Here is a 15474-nt window from a genome sequence, read left to right on the forward strand (position 1 = left end):
GATCGGCGGGCCGGGGCAGAAGCGGCTGAAGGCCGCGAAGGTGCTGGTGATCGGGGCAGGGGGGCTGGGTAGCCCGGTCTGCCTGTATCTCGCCGCCGCCGGGGTCGGGGTGATCGGCGTCGTCGACGATGACACGGTGGACAGTTCCAACCTGCAACGTCAGATCATCCACCGCGATCAGGGCATCGGCATGCCCAAGGTCCATTCCGCAGCGGAAGCCATGCGCGCGCTGAACCCCTTCGTCGAGGTGCGCCCCTATCAGCGCCGGCTGGACGAGGACAGCGCCGCCGCGCTGTTCGCAGAATATGACCTGATCCTCGATGGCACTGACAATTTCGACACCCGTTACATGGTGAACCGCGTGGCGGCGGAACTGGGCAAGCCCCTGATCGCCGGGGCGATCACGCAATGGGAAGGCCAGATCTCGCTTTACGATCCGGCGCGCGGAACGCCGTGCTATCAATGCGTTTTCCCTGAGCGGCCCGCCCCTGGCATGGTGCCGACCTGCGCCGAGGCAGGCGTGGCGGCCCCCCTGCCGGGCGTCATCGGTTCCATCATGGCGATGGAAGCGGTGAAGCATCTGACCGGCGCGGGGCAGACGCTGGCCGGGCGGCTGATGATCCATGATGCGCTTTATACTGAAACGCGGGTCATCAGCATCAAGCCACGCCCGGATTGCCCGGTCTGCGGAAATCTGCACAGCTGAGCCTGCATGGATATGGTAAGCATGCTTACCTTCTTTGATTGAATACTAAGCATGCTTATTATATCTATGCTTCATGACCTATCGCATCGACCGACTCGCCCAGCTTCTGCATGACGCCTCGCGCGCCTTGCGCCGGGAATTTGCGGCGCGCACCACGGAACACGGATTGTCCGCGACGCAGTGGCGGCTGCTTGGCTCTGTCCTGCGCGACGGGCCGATGACGCAGGCCGCACTGGCCGACCGACTGGATGTGGAACCGATCAGCGTGTCGCGTCTGGTCGACCGCATGGAACAATCCGGCTGGGTGCGGCGCGAAGCCGATCCCGACGACCGCCGCTGCCGCATCGTTGTGGCCAGCGACAAGGCGCAGGCCATTGCGCCGGGCGTGCGCCAGATCGTCGAAGAGGTCACGGAGGAGGCCATGGCTGGCCTGCCCGATGAGACCCGCCGCGCCCTGCAAGCGGCCCTTGTGTCGATCATCGACACACTGAACCGAAATCCGGTGTCGGGTATCGACACAACCAACCGAAATCCTGCGGATGCCCTGTCGTCCGCTGCCGTATGTGAGAAGACCGATGAGTGATCTGCCGACCGATCTGCCAGTCGAAGAGCCGACCCAGACTGCTGCCCCCGCGGCTGTCCCTGCCGTGAAGAAGCCGCGCAGCAAGCTGCGGATGATGTTCCTGATGTTTGCCGTGCCACTGGCGCTTGCCGGAGGCGCGGGGGCGTGGTGGTTTGCCGGGGGGCGTTACGAATCCACTGAAAATGCCAACCTGCATCAGGCGCGTGTCTCCATCGCGCCGGTGATCGGCGGGCGGGTTGTCGATGTGGCGGTCAGCGAATTGCAGACGGTCCACAAAGGCGACGCCCTGTTTCAGGTTGACCCCGAGCCGTATCGGCTGGCGCTGGCGCAGGCCGAGGCGGCGCTGGATGGCGCGCGGGTGCAGGTGGAACGGCTGAAGGCGGCTTACGCTCAGGCCGTTGCGCAGCAAAAGCTGGCCCGCGATGACGCGGACTTCCAGCAAAGCGAACTCGCCCGTCAGGAGGCGCTGTCGCGCAAGGGTGTCAGCCGCGAAAGCGATCTGGATTCCGCCCGCCACGCCGCGAAGCAGGCCGCCGAACAGGCGTCTGTGGCCGAGGTGAATGTCTCTGCGGCTCGTGCCGCACTGGGCGGGGCGCCGGACGCCGCAACCGACGCGCACCCCACCGTGCGCGCGGCGCTGGCCGAGCTGGACCGCGCCCGCTATAACCTTGACCAGACCACGGTGCTCGCCCCGGCAGATGGCGTGATCTATCAGGCGGCCTCGTTCCGTCCGGGCGCCATGGTTTCGGCCGGGCAGTCGGTGTTCGCGCTGGTCGAAACCGGCGATCTGTGGGTCGAGGCGAATTTCAAGGAAACCCAGCTGGAAGGCATTGGTGTCGGTCAGGAGGCCGAGATCAGCTTTGATATGGCGCCGGGCCGCAAGTTCGCAGGCAAGGTCGAGGCGATCGGTGCGGGCACGGGGGCGGAATTCTCGTTGCTGCCCGCGCAGAACGCCACCGGCAACTGGGTCAAGGTGACCCAGCGCATTCCCGTGCGCATCCGGCTGGATGACCCGGCGGCGGCGGCGGGCCTGTCCTCGGGGCTCAGCGCCGAGGTGACGGTCGATACCGGGCGTGAACGCGGTCCGCTGTTCGCGGCGCTGGCGGGCGAGTGATGCCATGCAGACCGCTGAAACCCATCCCGAGGTCAAGCACCGCGGGCTGATCACGCTTGCCATCATGCTGGCGACGATCATGCAGGTGCTGGACACGACCATCGCCAATGTGGCGCTGCCCTCGATGACGGGCGACCTTGGTGCCTCGCAGGATACGATTACCTGGGTTCTGACCAGCTATATCGTTGCTGCTGCCATCATGACCCCGGTGACCGGCTGGCTGTCCGACCGGTTGGGCAAGCGCGAGCTGTTCCTGATTTCCATTGTGGGCTTCGTCGCCACATCCATCGCCTGCGGTCTGGCCTGGAGCCTGCCCTCCATGGTGGTGTTCCGCCTGTTGCAGGGCGTGTTCGGTGCCGCCATCGTGCCGCTGTCGCAGACCTTCCTTCTGGATATCAACCCGCGCGAAAAGGCCGGGCAGGCCATGGCGCTGTGGGGGGCGGGGATCATGGTCGGGCCGATCATCGGGCCGACGCTGGGCGGCTGGCTGACCGAAAGCTACAACTGGCGCTGGGTGTTTCTGGTGAACCTGCCGGTCGGCGCGCTGGCGCTGGCGGGGTGCCTGCTGTATCTGCCGCGCGTGCCGCGCCGTCCGCGCGCCTTCGACATGCCGGGCTTTGCCCTGCTGTCGCTGGCCATCGGTGCGCTGCAACTGATCCTTGACCGGGGCGGCGAGGTTGACTGGTTCTCCTCGGGCGAGATCTGGATCTATTCCATCGTTTCGGCCGCGACCTTCTGGATGTTCGTCGTCCATATCCTGCATGCCGAGAAACCCTTTCTTGACCCCCGCATGTTCGCCGACCGCAATTTCGTGACCGGCCTCGTGTTCATCTTCATCGTGGGGATCATCCTGCTGGCGAGCCTTGCGCTGCTGCCGCCGATGCTGTCGCGGATCTTCGGCTATCCGGTCATCACCACCGGCCTTGTGATGGCGCCGCGCGGAGTGGGGACGATGATTTCCATGCTGCTGGTCGGCCGTCTGGTGCGCCATGTCGATGCGCGGCTGCTGGTCATCGCGGGGCTCAGCCTCACCGCGATCTCGCTGTGGGAGATGACGGGCTTCAGCCCGCAGATGGATGCCTTCCCCGTGATCCGCTCGGGTGTGGTGCAGGGACTGGGCCTTGGCCTTGTCTTCGTGCCGCTGTCCACCATCGCCTTTTCGACGCTGGAGCCGCGTTTCCGCGCCGATGCCACCAGCCTGTTCAGCCTTGTGCGCAATATCGGGTCGAGCATCGGGATTTCCATCGTCTCGACCATGCTGACCCGCAATATCCAGGTGAACCATGCCGAGCTTGGCGCCTTCATCAATCCGTTCAATCCCGCGCTCTGGGCCTACAGTCCGGCGGCGGCCAGCGGTAACACCACCGCGCTTTTGAGCACGGATGCGCTGGTGAACGTGCAGGCGGCGATGGTGGCCTATATCGACGATTTCTGGCTGATGATGTGGGTCTCGCTCGCCGCCGTGCCCCTGGCCCTGATCCTGCGCCGCCCGTCGATGGCCAAGGCAGTATGAGCGGCGCTAGGGCTGTCAGGCATAGGCTTTGATCGCCGAAAGAATGGCATCGGCATAAAGATAGATGTCCGAAAGGTCATCGATCTGGTGCCGTGTCTCGTTCTTTTCCGCGTCGAAAAGCCCAATGCTGCGCGAGTTCTTTGCATTGAAATGAAAGCGGCAAACCGGCTTCCGGTTATTATCGTCGACAAAGACGCTGCAATAGCTTTTGGCATCGCGGATCGTAATTCGGTTAACCGGAACTGCCTTCAGACCGATGGCCCGCACAATCATGAAGGCCTGCACCTCCTCGTCCGTCGTCACAACATCGGGAGTGATCGGGGGATCGTCCTGTTGCTTGCGGGCTGTTTCGGCGGTAGCTGCGGCGTCCGCGCCGAAGGTTACATTCAGGCGTTCCTGAATACGATTGCGGACGACCTCATCCAGAGCACCTCGGACAACAGGGCGCAACTGCTCGACTACACTTTTCGTAAGGCTGCCTGTTTACCCACGAAGCGGATGAAATCATCATCCGGCTCAGCAAGCTGCCGGGACAGAAAGTTCGCCGCTGCTTTGACATATTTCAGGCTCGACGCGGCTTCCAGAATTGAGGCCATGTCAAAATTCGACTTCTGGAAACGTGCGAGTTCCAAAGCCTGATGGTCATCGTAATTCTGCAAATCGAAGACAAAGAACGGCTTTTTGTCCATGCGATTTCGTTCATCGATATCCGAGAAGAACCAGATTTCCCGGCCGTTGGTGAGGATCGCGAGGCGCGCCTCTGCTACGGAGAAATATCTGAAAAGCTGGCTGTATTGCGCCGAGCCAAGTGACATCGAGATGGGCTTGACCTCGATCAGGATGGCAACCTTGCCATTGATCTTGATGGCGAAGTCGATCTTCTCCCCTTTCTTGATGCCGACGTCGGCGATGAACTCCGGCACAACTTCCTGAAGGTTGAAAACATCGAAGCCAAGCATCTGGATCAGCGGCAGGACAACCCCTGTCTTGGTCGCCTCTTCAGTCATGGCATGGGAAGACGCATTGCGAGAGCGCTGTGCAAGGTCTTTGACGCGCTGGCTGAAATCCATTTCCGTCTCCCTTTGCTACAATAATGATGGCAGGCTCCATCAAAACGTGTCTTGTGGCAAGTCTGTTCAACTTGATCTGGGGCCGGGTGAAGGCCAGATCCCCCGCCGCCCTTGCCTCTGCCGGGCGGGGGCGGCATAGTCCGGCAAATGCTCTGTGACAGGGAGTTTGTCCGATGAAACCGACCGCCGTTCTGGCCGGCCTTGCGTTTGCCCTTTCCGCCACCGTCGCTCTGGCAGAAGGGCTGCCCGATCTGGGCGGGCGGGCTGTCACGGTGGTGACGGAAAATGCCTATCCTCCGCTTCAGTTCATCAATGGTGACGGGCAGGCCGTGGGCTGGGAATATGACGCCATGGCGGAAATTGCCAAACGTCTGAACATGACCGTCACCTATGAAAACACCAGTTGGGATGCGATGATCCCCGCTGTTTCGGGCGGGCAGTATGACATCGGCATGACCGGCATCACCATCCGCGACGACCGGAAGGAACAGGTCGATTTCTCGGAGCCCTACATGCGGTCGGAAATGGTGATGATGGTGCGCGGTGACGAGGCGCGCTTTACCGATGCGGCCTCTTTCGCGGCCAATCCCGATCTGCTGATGGCGGCGCAGCCGGGCACCACGCCTTTCTATGTCGGCGTCTATGAGGTGCTGGATGGCAACGAGGCCAATCCTCGCATCAAGATGTTCGAAACTTTCGGCGCCGGTGTCGAGGCGCTGCGCGCGGGCGATGTCGATCTGGTGCTGACCGATGGCACCAGCGGCAATGGATATGTCGCGGCCTCGGAAGGCGGGCTGAAGATCGTGGGCGAGAAACTGGGGGCCGAGGATTTCGGCTTCATCTTCCCCAAGGGCTCCGACCTCGTGGCGCCGGTCAATGCGGCGATTGCCGCGATGAAGACGGATGGCACGATGTCGGCGCTGGACAAGAAGTGGTTCCTTGACTTCAAGATGGGGCAATAAGCGCCCCTGATGTCCGCAAAGACCCCGGAGCAGGATTTTCCCTGGTGGCTCGTCGTGCTGGGCGCGACGGGCCTTTGGTTGTTTTACGAGGTCTGGTCCAGCCCTGTCTATGCCCAGATCATGCAGAAGCTGGTAAAGGGCATCGGCATCACCATGATGGTGACGGTGGTGGCCTTCCTGTCCGCCGCCGTGCTGGGCCTCTTGCTGGCGGTGGGGGCGGGGTCGAAGCGGCTGGTGATCCGTCAGGCGGTGCGGCTTTACACCGAGGTCGTGCGCGGCGTGCCGATCATCGTCCTGCTGCTCTACGTCGCCTTCGCCGCGGTGCCCGCGCTGGTGGCGGCATGGAAATGGGCGGGCTTGCCGGAAATCCGCGCCCGCGATGTCTCGCTTCTGTGGCGGGCGGTGATCGCGCTGACCATCGCCTATTCCGCCTTTCTGGCCGAAGTATTCCGCGCTGGCCTGGCCTCGGTTGATCGCGGGCAGATCGAGGCTGCGATGGCGCTGGGTCTGAACGGCTGGCAAAGATTCCGCCTGATCGTCTTTCCGCAGGCCTTCCGCACCATCCTGCCGCCTTTGGGCAATGATTTCGTGGCCATGGTGAAGGATTCAAGCCTCGTCAGCGTGCTGGGCGTTGCCGATGTGACGCAGCTTGCCAAGGTCACTTCGGCCGGGAATTTCCGCTATTTCGAAACCTATAACAGTGCCGCGCTGATCTACCTGACGCTGACCGTCAGCGCTTCGCTGGCGTTGCGGCGGCTGGAGCGGCACTTGCGCGGGCGCGATACACGATAGGGCGAGCGCATCTGGACCTTGGCGGCGGGGCTGATAGGCTCTGCGCCAAAGGAGATTTGCCGATGACCAATCCGCTGCTTGCCCCTTGGGAGGGGCGGTTTGAACTGCCGCCGTTCGACGCGATCCGCGATGAGGATTTTGCGCCTGCTTTTGAGGCCGGTCTGACCGAGGCCCGCGCGGCGATTGCCGCGATTGCCGGGAACGCCGAGGCCCCTAGTTTTGCCAATGTGATCGAGGCGCTGGAACTGGCGGAAGGCACGCTCGACCGGGTGGCGGGGGTTTTCTACAATCTGGCCGGAGCCGACAGCACCGACGCGCGCGAGGCGCTGATGCGGGAACTGGCGCCGAAGATGAGCGCGTTTTCGTCCGAGATCACCAATAACAAAGCGTTGTTTTCCAAGGTGGAAACCCTGTGGCAGAGGCGCGAGGCGCTGGGCCTGACTGCCGAACAGGCGCGTGTGCTGGAGCTTTACCGCCAGATGTTCGTGCGCTCCGGCGCGCTGTTGGATGGTGCCGAGGCCGAACGCCTGACGGAAGTGAAATCGCGCCTCGCCGTGCTGGGCACCCAGTTCAGCCAGAACATTCTGGCGGAAGAACGCACATGGTTCATGGAACTGACCGAGGCCGATCTGGAAGGGCTGCCCGATTTCGCCGTGGCGGCAGCGCGGGCGGCGGGGGCGGAAAAGGGTGTGACGGGGCCGGTGATCACCACCAGCCGCTCGCTCATCGTGCCCTTCCTGCAATTCTCGCCCCGCCGCGCCTTGCGCGAAAAGGCCTACGAGGCTTGGGTCGCGCGCGGTGCCAATGGCAATGATCATGACAACCGTGCCATTGCGGCGGAAATCCTAAAGCTACGCGAAGAGCGGGCGCATCTTCTGGGCTATGCGAGCTTCGCCGATTTCAAGTTGGAACCGGAGATGGCCAAGACCCCGGCCGCCGTGCGCGACCTGCTGCTGCGGGTCTGGGCGCCCGCGCACGCCAAGGCCGAGGCGGATGCCAGGGGGCTGGAGGCGATGCTGCACGCCGATGGCATCGCGGGCCCGCTGGAGCCATGGGACTGGCGCTATTATTCCGAAAAGCGCCGCAAGGCCGAACATGATCTGGATGAGGCGGCGCTGAAACCCTATCTGAGCCTTGAGGCGATGATTTCTGCCTGTTTCGACTGCGCCAACCGGCTGTTCGGGCTGGAGTTTCGTGCGTTGGACGTGCCGATGTATCACCCGGACGCAAGGGCGTGGGAGGTGACGCGCAAGGGTCAGCACGTTGCGGTCTTCATCGGCGATTACTTCGCGCGCGGGTCCAAACGCTCGGGCGCGTGGTGTTCGGCGATGCGCAGCCAGAAGCGGCTGGGGCAGGATGTGCGGCCGATCGTGGTCAATATCTGCAACTTCGCCAAGGGCGACCCGGCGCTGCTGTCCTATGATGATGCGCGCACCTTGTTCCATGAATTCGGCCATGCGCTGCATCAGATGCTGTCGGATGTGACCTATGGGTTCATCAGCGGCACCAGCGTGGCGCGTGATTTTGTGGAACTGCCGAGCCAGCTTTACGAACACTGGCTGGAAGTGCCCGAGGTGCTGGAGGCCCATGCGAAGCATTGGCAGACCGGCGAGGCGATGCCTGCCGACATGCTGAAACGGCTGCTGGACGCGGGCAGCTACGATCAGGGCTTCGCCACGGTGGAATTCGTGGCCTCGGCCATGGTCGATCTGGCGTTTCACGAAGGCGCGGCGCCCGCCGATCCGATGCAGAAACAGACCGAGGTTCTGGCAGAACTCGGCATGCCTCACGCGATCCGCATGCGCCACGCCACGCCGCATTTCGCACATGTGTTTTCCGGCGACGGCTATTCCTCGGGCTACTACAGCTACATGTGGTCCGAGGTGATGGACGCTGATGCTTTCGCCGCCTTCGAGGAAACCGGCGATGCCTTCGATCCCGAAACGGCAGCAAAGCTGGAAAGGTTCATCCTGTCGGCCGGTGGTTCGCGTCCGGCGGAAGAGCTGTATCTGGAATTCCGGGGCCGGATGCCGGGGGTGGAGGCGTTGCTGAAGGGGCGCGGGCTTCTGGACGCGGCCTGAGGGCGGCAGACGTCTTTTGAGTATTTTTGCAAGAAGCAAGACCCGTTGGCGCGTGCGCGTCAGCGGGTTTTGCGAAACTGGCTGGGCGGGGCACCGAATTTTCGGGTGAAGGCGCGCGTCAGCGTGGCGGCGCTGGAAAAGCCGGTGCGCAGCGCGATTTCGGTCAGCGGGTGGCGGGTGTCGGTCAGCAGCCGCCGCGCTGCCTGCAAGCGCAGGCCAAGCGCATGAGCGGCGGGCGAGAGGCCAATGTTTTCGCGGAACAGTTGTTCCAGCCGACGGGGGGAGAGGCCAAGCGCGGCGGCGGTCTCGGCTGCCGTTTCGGGGCTGTCGAGCCGCGCCTCCATCCGCGCGATGGCGCGGGCGACGCGGGCGTCGAGCCTCGGGTCCGGTCGGGTCGCGGTGATCTGCGGCTCGGTTCCCGGGCGGGGGGTGGTGACGAAGCTGGCCGCGACCTGGAGCGCGGTGGCCGGGCCATGGCGGGCGCGGATCAGATGGAGCATCAGGTCGGCGGCGGGGGCGGCGCCCCCTGCGGTGAAATAGCGCCCGGAAAGCGTGAAGCGGTCAGGGGTGACCTCGATTTCGGGAAAGGTGGCGGCGAAATCCTCCAGATCCTCCCAATGCACGGTGGCGCGCTGGCCGTCCAGCAACCCGGCGCGCGCCAGCACCCAGCCTCCGGCGTCGATGCCGCCAAGCGCGCGAAAGCGCGGGGCGATCCGGCGCAGGTCGCGCAGAAGCGGCTTGGTGGTAACTTCGGATTGCCGGTAGCCCGCAATGACGATCAGCACATCCGCGCCCTCGGCCGTGGCCAGCGCGCCCGATGAGGGCAGTTCGATCCCGCATGTCAGCGGCACCGGCCCGCCATCGGGGGAAACCACACGCCAGCGGTAGGCCTCGGTTCCCAGATGCCGGTTGGCCGAGCGCAGCGGATCGAGCGTCGAGGCGACTTCCAGAATGGAACAATGCGGCAGCACCAGTAGCGCCAGCGAAAGCGGCTGCTGCGATGCGGCGAAGATCGTTGCGGATTTTGCCATGCGGATTTCGTAAACTGCAAAGCGCGACCCGACAAGCCCGCTAATCTCGCCGGGAAGGAACAGGAGGAATGCCATGCCCTTGGCCATGAACCGCGAAGTCTTCATAACCTGCGCCGTGACCGGCTCGGGCGGCACCCAGGACCGTTCGCCGCATGTGCCGCGCAGCCCCGCGCAGATCGCCGAAAGCGCCATTGCGGCGGCAAAGGCAGGGGCGGCGGTCGTGCATTGCCATGTGCGCGACGCCGAAACCGGCAAGCCTGCCCGCGACCCGGCACTGTATCGCGAAGTGACCGAGCGGATCCGCGACAGCGCAACCGATGTGGTGCTGAACCTGACTGCCGGGATGGGCGGCGACCTGCTGTTCGACGGCACGGAAAACATGAACCGCATGTCGGCACGCAGCGATATGGCGGGTGCGGCGGAGCGCGTGGCGCATGTGGTGGAATGCCGACCCGAGATCTGCACGCTCGACTGTGGCACGATGAACTTCGCCGAAGCCGATTATGTGATGGTCAACACCCCCGGCATGCTGCGCGACATGGCAGCGCGCATGGTGGCGAGCGGCGTGCGGATCGAGATCGAGGCCTTCGACACTGGCCATCTCTGGTTCGCCAGGCAACTTGCGGAAGAGGGCATCATTCCCGATCCGGTGCTGGTGCAACTGTGCATGGGCGTGCCGTGGGGCGCGCCGGATGATCTGAATACTTTCATGGCGATGGTGAACAATGTGCCGAAGCATTGGCACTGGTCGGCCTTCGCGCTGGGGCGGCATCAGATGCCCTATGTGGCGGCCTCGGTTCTGGCGGGCGGGAATGTGCGCGTGGGGCTGGAGGATAACCTCTGGCTCGACAAGGGTGTGCTTGCGACCAACGCGCAACTGGTGGAACGCGCGGTGACCGTGATTTCCAACATGGGTGCGCGGGTGCTGACGCCCGCCGAGGTGCGCGCGAAGCTGAAGCTGGAGAAGCGCGCGCCGGTGGCGAAATGAGGCGACGGGTGGCGCTGGTCCTTCTGGTGCTGGCGGCTTGCCAGCCCGAGGCCGAAGCGCCACCGCGTCCCAGCATGTCGGTGGCCGACAAGGCCGATTGCATCGCGAAGGGCGGGCAGGTCGGTGTCGCGGGCCTTCTGGGCGGCGAGTTCTGCGTCAAGCGCGCGCCGGATGCAGGTAAGTCCTGCACAAGGGCCAGCGACTGCGCGGGTGACTGCCTGACGGCCAGCCGGACCTGTGCCCCCACGCTCAACCCCTTCGGCTGCCGGGATTATCTGGACGAGACCGGCCAGCCGCAAAGCATCTGCGTCGATTGACGCGAACCCATCAGGACGAGGACGAACATGGCGCGCAAGGCGGCAATCATTGGCGGCGGGGTGATCGGGGGCGGCTGGGCCGCGCGCTTCCTGCTGAACGGCTGGGATGTGGCGGTTTTCGACCCCGATCCGCAGGCGGAACGCAAGATCGGCGAGGTTCTGGCCAATGCCCGCGCCGCGCTGCCGGCGCTGTCGGATGTGCCGATGCCTGCCGAAGGGAAGCTGAGCTTTGCGGGCACCATCACCGAAGCGGTGGAAGGGGCCGAATATATTCAGGAATCGGTGTCCGAACGGCTTGAACTGAAGCACCGCGTCTTTGCGCAAATCCAGCAGTCCGCGCCCGAGACGCTGATCGGATCGTCCACCTCGGGCTTCAAACCCTCGGAATTGCAGGAACATGCGGCCAATCCCGGCACGATCTTCGTGGCGCATCCGTTCAACCCTGTCTATCTCCTGCCGCTGGCCGAAGTGGTGCCCAGCCCGAAGAACGCAGCCCGGGACATTGAACGCGCCAAGGAAATCCTGCGTGAGATCGGCATGTTCCCGCTGCATGTCCGCAAGGAAATCGACGCCCATATCGCCGACCGCTTTCTTGAAGCCGTCTGGCGCGAGGCATTGTGGCTGGTGAAGGACGGCGTAGCCACCACCGAGGAGATCGACGAGGCCATCCGCATGGGCTTTGGCCTGCGCTGGGGCCAGATGGGGCTTTTCGAAACCTATCGCGTTGCGGGCGGTGAAGCTGGGATGAAGCATTTCATGGCGCAGTTCGGGCCCTGCCTGCAATGGCCCTGGACCAAGCTGACGGATGTGCCGGAATTCAATGACGAGCTTGTGGACCTGATCGCGGGCCAGTCCGATGCGCAATCCGGCCACCATTCGATCCGCGAGCTGGAGCGCATCCGCGACAGCAACCTGATCGGCTTCCTGCGGGCGCTGAAGGATCGCAACTGGGGCGCGGGCAAGGTGCTGCGTGACCATGACGCCCGCCGCGCCGTGGCATTCCACGATGCGGCGCCGACGGGTGCACCGCTGGTCATGGCACAGATGCAGGTACTGCCCGGCTGGATCGACTATAACGGCCACATGACCGAAAGCCGCTATCTGTTCGCGGCCTCCGAAACTTCGGATGCCTTCCTGCGGCTGATCGGGGCCGGGATGGATTACGTTGCCGCCGGACATAGCTATTACACTGCCGAAACGCACATCATGCATCTGGGCGAATGCAAGCTGGGCGACCGGCTGACCGGCACGCTTCAGGTGCTGGGCGCCGATGAAAAGCGGCTGCATGTGTTCATCCGTATCCAGCGTGGCGACGAGGTGGTGGCGAGCCTTGAACAGATGCTGCTGCATGTGGACATGAAGGCCAACAAAACCTGCGCCGCCGCGCCCGGGGTGCTGGCGAAGCTGGAACCCATTACTCAGGCCCACAAGACGCTGCCCCGGCCCGAGGCCGCCGGGCGCTTTGTCGGCCAGCGCAGGGCCTGACGGGCCGCTTCTTTCCTCAAGACCCGAAGGGCAAACAGATGGATTTCGGACTGACCGAAGAACAGCGCATGATCGTGGAAACGACCCGCGCCTTCGTCGAGAACGAGCTTTACCCGCATGAGGCCGAGGTGGAACGCACCGGCCATCTGCGGATGGACCTGATCCGCGAGCTTCAGGCCAAGGCGATCGAGGCCGGGCTTTATGCTGCCAATATGCCCGAGGAGGTCGGCGGCGCCGGTCTCGATACGCTGTCATGGCTGCTATACGAGCGTGAACTGGGCCGGGCGAACTATGCCCTGCACTGGACCTGCGTGGCGCGGCCCTCGAACATCCTGCTGGCGGGAAGCGCCGAACAGCGCGAGAAATACCTCTTTCCCTGTATCCGGGGGGAGAAGTGGGATTGCCTTGCCATGACCGAACCCGGTGCCGGGTCGGACCTGCGCGGCATGACCGCCAGTGCAAAGCGCGAGGGCGGCGACTGGGTGCTGAACGGCACCAAACATTTCATCAGCCACGCCGATCTGGCCGATTTCGCCATCGTCTTCATGGCGTCCGGCGAGGAAGACACCCCGCGCGGCAAGAAGAAGCTGATCACCGCCTTCTTCGTGGACAAGGGCACACCGGGCTTCACCGTCCGCGATGGCTATCGCAATGTCAGCCACCGTGGTTACACCAATTCGGTGCTGGAATTCGACAATTGCCGTTTGCCGGAAGCGGCGGTTCTGGGCGAGGTGCACAAGGGCTTCGAGGTGGCGAACACCTGGCTGGGCGCGACGCGGCTGCAAGTCGCCTCCACTTGCCTCGGTCGCGCCGACCGGGCGTTGCAACATGCCATCAGCTATGCCGCCGAACGCAAGCAATTCGGCCAGCAGATCGGCAAGTTTCAAGGGATCAGCTTCAAGCTCGCCGATATGGCGATGGAGCTGAAGGCGGCGGAGCTCCTGACCCGCGAGGCAGCCTGGAAGTTTGACCAAGGCTCGGTGACCGAGGCCGACATGTCCATGGCCAAGCTGAAGGCGACCGAGGTGCTGGCGATGATCGCCGATGAGGCGATCCAGATTCACGGTGGTATGGGGCTGATGGACGAGTTGCCGCTGGAACGGATCTGGCGCGATGCGCGCGTCGAACGGATCTGGGAGGGCACCTCCGAGATCCAGCGGCATATCATCTCGCGCGAACTTCTGCGTGCGGTTGGCGGCTGAGACCACGGCAGGGGGGCTGTCTGCCCCCCTCGGCGCATGCGCGCCTCACCCCCCGAGGATATTTTCCGACAGAAAATGAGCCTGATCTTGCGCGTTAACCACTTCTTCATTGGATTCGGCCAGTGTGGCCTTGCGGAACAGGCGGGGACGCCGATGGCCGTGACAGGAAATGGCACCTCGTTTGCCAAGGGCGAGCGGGGTGCTTACATTTTCTGTCGAAAAATATCCTCGGGGGTCCGGGGGCAGACAGCCCCCGGCCTCGGGCACGGGGTGGAGGGGCGGATATGATGCGCCTCCATCGCCTGTTGCGCCCACGCTCCATTGCGGTTCTCGGTGCCGGATGGGCCGAGAATGTCATCGAGCAATGCCGCAAGATGGGGTTTGATGGCCCGGTCTGGCCGGTACACCCCAAACGCGAGACGATCGGCGGATTGAAAGCCTATCCCTCGCTCGCTGACCTGCCTGAACCGCCCGATGCCACTTTCATTGGCGTCAACCGCTTCGCCACGGTAGAGGTGGTGCGCGAACTGGCCGCCATGGGGGCCGGCGGTGCCATCTGCTTCGCCAGCGGCTGGGAAGAGGCGGGAGAGGCCGGTTTGCAGGCCGATCTGGTGACGGCCGCGGGGGACATGCCGATCCTCGGGCCGAACTGCTATGGCGTCATCAACTACCTTGACGGCGCGCTGCTGTGGCCCGACCAGCACGGCGGGCAGCGGGTGGAGCGGGGCGTCGCACTGCTTTCCCAATCGTCGAATATCGTCATCAACCTGACGATGCAGGCGCGCGCCCTTCCGGTGGCCTATGTTGCCTGTCTGGGCAATGCCGCGCAGGTGGGGCTGGCCGAACTGGCCGGGGCGCTGCTGGCCGATGAGCGGGTCACGGCGCTGGGCCTTTACATCGAGGGCATAGACGACGCCCCGGCTTTCGCTGCACTGGCAGAAGCGGCGCGGGTGGCGGGCAAGGGGATCGTTGCGGTGAAATCCGGCAAGACCGAAGCATCGCGCGCCGCTGCGGCCTCGCATACTGCCTCGCTGGCAGGGGGCGGGGCTGCCTCCAGCGCCTTCCTGCGGCAATGCGGCGTCGCCGAAGTGGCCAGCCTTCCCGCGCTGCTGGAGGTGTTGAAAGTATTCCACACCCACTGCCCCGGACTGGGTGAACGGCTCTGCTCGCTCTCCTGCTCGGGCGGTGAGGCAGGGCTGGTCGCCGATCTGGCCGATCCCGCCGGGATCACCTTTCCGCCGGTGCCCGAAACGACCCGCACCCGGCTGGCCGATATTCTCGGCCCGATTGTCACAATATCCAACCCGTTGGATTATCATACCTTCATTTGGGGGGACGGGCCGCGCACCACCGATGTGTTCAGCACGATGCTGTCCGCTTATGACGCTGGTATCTTCATCATCGACCCGCCACGCCCCGACCGCTGTGACCCATCCAGTTTCCGGCCCGCGCTTGAGGCCGTGGCGGCCGCGCAGGCGGCGACCGGCCGCCCGGCCTTCGCTGTCGCCTCACTGCCCGAGAATTTCGACGAGGCACTGGCGACGGATTTCATGGCGCGCGGCGTCGTGCCAATGATGGGCCTTGATACCGCGCTGGAGGCGCTGAAAGCGGCACAGGTTGCGCCGGGTCA

15 protein-coding genes are annotated in these 15474 nt (G+C 64.2%); 12 read left to right on the forward strand and 3 right to left on the reverse strand.

The annotated features are described in order from the left end of the window. The 4 genes from AO684_RS10305 to AO684_RS10320 all read left to right on the forward strand — a co-directional run. A partial coding sequence (locus tag AO684_RS10305; protein WP_235451258.1) for a HesA/MoeB/ThiF family protein occupies positions 1-706 on the forward strand: 706 nt, incomplete at its 5' end. A 73-nt stretch (positions 707-779) separates the two neighbouring features. Next, positions 780-1289 carry a MarR family winged helix-turn-helix transcriptional regulator gene (locus AO684_RS10310; protein WP_054302671.1) on the forward strand — a complete coding sequence of 170 codons (510 nt, stop codon included), beginning with the start codon at positions 780-782 and terminating at the stop codon, positions 1287-1289. After that, on the forward strand, positions 1282-2403 hold the full coding sequence (locus AO684_RS10315; protein ID WP_054302672.1) for an HlyD family secretion protein: 1122 nt from the start codon (positions 1282-1284) through the stop codon (positions 2401-2403). Before AO684_RS10310 ends, AO684_RS10315 begins: the two co-directional genes overlap by 8 nt. A gap of 4 nt (positions 2404-2407) precedes the next feature. After that, on the forward strand, positions 2408-3916 hold the full coding sequence (locus AO684_RS10320; RefSeq protein ID WP_054302673.1) for a DHA2 family efflux MFS transporter permease subunit: 1509 nt from the start codon (positions 2408-2410) through the stop codon (positions 3914-3916). A 15-nt stretch (positions 3917-3931) separates the two neighbouring features. On the opposite strand, the gene AO684_RS22245 is transcribed toward AO684_RS10320, so the two are convergent. Next, on the reverse strand, positions 3932-4366 hold the full coding sequence (locus AO684_RS22245) for a hypothetical protein (protein WP_235451259.1): 435 nt from the start codon (positions 4364-4366) through the stop codon (positions 3932-3934). A gap of 8 nt (positions 4367-4374) precedes the next feature. Then, positions 4375-4986 (reverse strand): type I restriction endonuclease, encoded by a 612-nt coding sequence (locus tag AO684_RS22250; RefSeq protein ID WP_235451260.1) that lies wholly within the window; start codon positions 4984-4986, stop codon positions 4375-4377. A gap of 173 nt (positions 4987-5159) precedes the next feature. Here AO684_RS22250 and AO684_RS10330 point away from each other — a divergent pair, with 173 nt between their 5' ends. The 3 genes from AO684_RS10330 to AO684_RS10340 all read left to right on the forward strand — a co-directional run bounded on the left by AO684_RS10330 (position 5160) and on the right by AO684_RS10340 (position 8821). Further along, the gene (locus AO684_RS10330; protein WP_054302674.1) at positions 5160-5948 is read left to right on the forward strand and encodes a transporter substrate-binding domain-containing protein; all 789 of its coding nucleotides are present in this window, start codon (positions 5160-5162) and stop codon (positions 5946-5948) included. Between the two features lie 9 nt (positions 5949-5957). After that, positions 5958-6740: an amino acid ABC transporter permease gene (locus AO684_RS10335; protein ID WP_054302675.1), complete on the forward strand. Its 783-nt coding sequence runs from the start codon at positions 5958-5960 to the stop codon at positions 6738-6740. Between the two features lie 62 nt (positions 6741-6802). Continuing rightward, positions 6803-8821 (forward strand): M3 family metallopeptidase, encoded by a 2019-nt coding sequence (locus tag AO684_RS10340; protein ID WP_054302676.1) that lies wholly within the window; start codon positions 6803-6805, stop codon positions 8819-8821. Positions 8822-8880: 59 nt separating this feature from the next. Here AO684_RS10340 and AO684_RS10345 read toward each other — a convergent pair whose 3' ends face one another. Further along, positions 8881-9927: a GlxA family transcriptional regulator gene (locus AO684_RS10345; RefSeq protein WP_235451261.1), complete on the reverse strand. Its 1047-nt coding sequence runs from the start codon at positions 9925-9927 to the stop codon at positions 8881-8883. On the opposite strand from AO684_RS10345, the gene AO684_RS10350 reads away from it, so the two are divergent. The 5 genes from AO684_RS10350 to AO684_RS10375 all read left to right on the forward strand — a co-directional run. Next, complete coding sequence (locus AO684_RS10350; RefSeq protein ID WP_054302677.1) at positions 9926-10840, forward strand: 3-keto-5-aminohexanoate cleavage protein; 915 nt, start codon at positions 9926-9928, stop codon at positions 10838-10840. The genes AO684_RS10345 and AO684_RS10350 overlap by 2 nt on opposite strands. A gap of 8 nt (positions 10841-10848) precedes the next feature. After that, positions 10849-11157 (forward strand): hypothetical protein, encoded by a 309-nt coding sequence (locus AO684_RS10355; protein WP_054302678.1) that lies wholly within the window; start codon positions 10849-10851, stop codon positions 11155-11157. A gap of 27 nt (positions 11158-11184) precedes the next feature. After that, positions 11185-12642, forward strand: a complete 1458-nt coding sequence (locus AO684_RS10360; protein WP_054302679.1) for a carnitine 3-dehydrogenase — start codon at positions 11185-11187, stop codon at positions 12640-12642. Between the two features lie 38 nt (positions 12643-12680). Continuing rightward, positions 12681-13844, forward strand: a complete 1164-nt coding sequence (locus AO684_RS10365; RefSeq protein ID WP_054302680.1) for an acyl-CoA dehydrogenase family protein — start codon at positions 12681-12683, stop codon at positions 13842-13844. A 284-nt stretch (positions 13845-14128) separates the two neighbouring features. Then, the coding region (locus tag AO684_RS10375; protein ID WP_235451262.1) for a CoA-binding protein at positions 14129-15474 on the forward strand (1346 nt) is incomplete at its 3' end.

The organism is Gemmobacter sp. LW-1, assembly GCF_001303875.1.
GTDB classification, from domain to species: domain Bacteria; phylum Pseudomonadota; class Alphaproteobacteria; order Rhodobacterales; family Rhodobacteraceae; genus Gemmobacter; species Gemmobacter caeni.